The 2,130-nt window shown below is 63.5% G+C and carries 2 protein-coding genes; both read right to left on the bottom strand.

The window, feature by feature from the left end:
* Positions 1 to 489, bottom strand: a 489-nt coding sequence (locus ACE3SS_RS15595; protein WP_374595519.1) for a hypothetical protein, incomplete at its 3' end; no start/stop codon positions are given.
* On the bottom strand, positions 479 to 1,705 hold the full coding sequence (locus ACE3SS_RS15590; RefSeq protein ID WP_011804549.1) for an ISL3 family transposase: 1,227 nt from the start codon (positions 1,703 to 1,705) through the stop codon (positions 479 to 481). The genes ACE3SS_RS15595 and ACE3SS_RS15590, both read right to left, overlap by 11 nt.
* Positions 1,706 to 2,130: the final 425 nt, after the last annotated feature.

Here is a 2,130-nt window from a genome sequence, read left to right as displayed (position 1 = left end):
TTCCCTCGATGCGCTTAAAGGAGCGATTTCCAGCTCCCGATTCAACTCTTCAGCCAATTTCCTTACAGGGTCGTCATATCCGTTTTCTCGGAAATATTGGAGAGCATTTTCGAGCTCTGGGATGGTCTCTTCTTGCACGCGTTTGCGAAGCAACGCCTCCAGCTCGTTGACATAACTGGGGGCGGGCTCGGGCGTGGGAAACGGGTGTTCGCCACACAGAATCTCGACGGGCGTTTTCAAGACAGTGGCAAGGTGCTGAGCCAACCCAGCATCCAGAGTGCCCTTCTTTTCCCAACGCTGGCCAGTGTTTTTGAGGCTTGCCTGGCTCGACGAACGTTTTTTGGCTAAGAGGTAAACCTCTTCTGCCAAACCCAACTGGGTTAACCCCGCTTTCTGACGCAAATGCGCGAGCACTGCGGTATCGATGCGGGTAGTCGGTCTGCCTCGTGATTTCTGGCTCTGTTGAATTTCGAGTGGGTTACCGGGCATGAGGGTTGACCGCTGCGAAGTCGAGCTTGCCCGCGATCAGGAAGATGACGGTCCTGATCGTGTCGAAGCGCGTGAAGCCGCGCGCGCGACGCTTGGCGGCCTGGAACAGGCCGTTGAGTGCTTCGAGGAAGCCGTTGGTCTGACGGGTCTGCGCCCAGGCCACGATGCCCTCGAGATGGCGGCGCACCATGGCGGCGACCTCCTTCATGGGCTCGACCTTGGAGCGCATGACGCAGGTGCACCAGTGCTTGAGCATGTCGCGCACGACGTTGATCTGCTTGCGCTGGAGGATCTCGCGCAGCTGCTCCTTGTAGACCCAGGCGCGCGCGGTGCGCACGGTGGTCATGCGCGCGATGAGCGCATCCAGCTCGGCTGCGGCCTCGGGTTTGAGGCTGGCACGGTCCTTCAGCAGCGACCAGCGCATGCCCTTGAGGGACTTGTCGCGGCGCTGTTCGATGCGCCGCATCTTGTCCACCGCCGCGTTGGCGTGCCAGAGGACGTGGAACTTGTCGAACGTGATGCGCGCGTTGGGCAGCTCGTCGGCGCAGCCCTTGATGAACGCCGGCGACATGTCGATGCTGACCGACTCGATGCTCTCGGGCACACAGCCATGCTCGGCCAGCTCGGCGGCGATGGCAGCGATGGTCTTGGCCTCGCGCCCTTCGGCCACGGCCAGGACCCGGCGCTGCACAGCGTCAGCCGCCAGCGTGATGTAGTCGTGGCCACGCGCGCGCGAGGTCTCGTCGATGGCCAGCGCCCGGACGTGGCCGAAGTCCGCGGCCTGCAGCGCCAGCGCGACGTAGCGCCGGCAGATCGCCAGCACCCGGTACGGCGACAGGCCCACGATGCGGGCCACGGCAGCAAACGGCATCTGCGGCGCCAGCATCAGCACCAGCGCCTCGAACAGCAGCGTGAAGCCCGAGAGCTTGCCCGCAAACGGCGGCTTGACCAGGCGCACCGAACCGTCGGGCAGCTTCACGCGCGGCGTGCGCACCTCGAGCACGCACTCGTGCTGGAAGAAGTTCAGGTGCCGGTAGCTCTTGGTCACGGTGTCGTGGACCGGGTGCTCGCCGCTGGCGCCCTCGACCGCGAACCGGGTCCCCGCCGTGAAGTCGATGCCGACCGTCAAGACCTTGCTGGCCTCGTCGAAACGAACGCCGGCGACGAACCAAGGGGGCGCGATGCCCAGTGCCGCTTCGAACAACCTGTCATGCATACCAATCGCTCCTGCTCGTCATGGCCGATGCGTGAGCATGCCGCATCGGCCATGACGGCCAGCGTACGGGCCGGCAGCCGGCGTCAAGGGTTCGCTTCGCCGGGCTACGCCCGCCCTTGACCCCGTCCGCCAGCCAAAACACCACCGAATCCACCCACACGGAATTCAAGAGAGGCAGAAATGACATGCGCGCAGTGGGGGCAGCAACGGCCGACCGCCTGGATTTGAGGCAAGTGTGACTGGTGTCTATACGAACTGCGCGATACCGCGCTTTGTAAGGACAACCATGAACAGATTGAGACAGCTCACATACGAGCCATCGAAGCACGACCTGGAGACGCAGTTTGCCATGGGGCGCCTGATGTCTCCTGCAGAAGTCGCCGCGGCCACCCGACATCGCCCTCATCATGAGACAGAGTGCTACG

This window comes from Aquabacterium sp., from assembly GCF_041915145.1.
Taxonomy (GTDB): domain Bacteria; phylum Pseudomonadota; class Gammaproteobacteria; order Burkholderiales; family Burkholderiaceae_C; genus Aquabacterium.
Note: the sequence above shows the minus strand (reverse complement) of the source record. Positions and strands in the feature narration are given on the sequence as shown.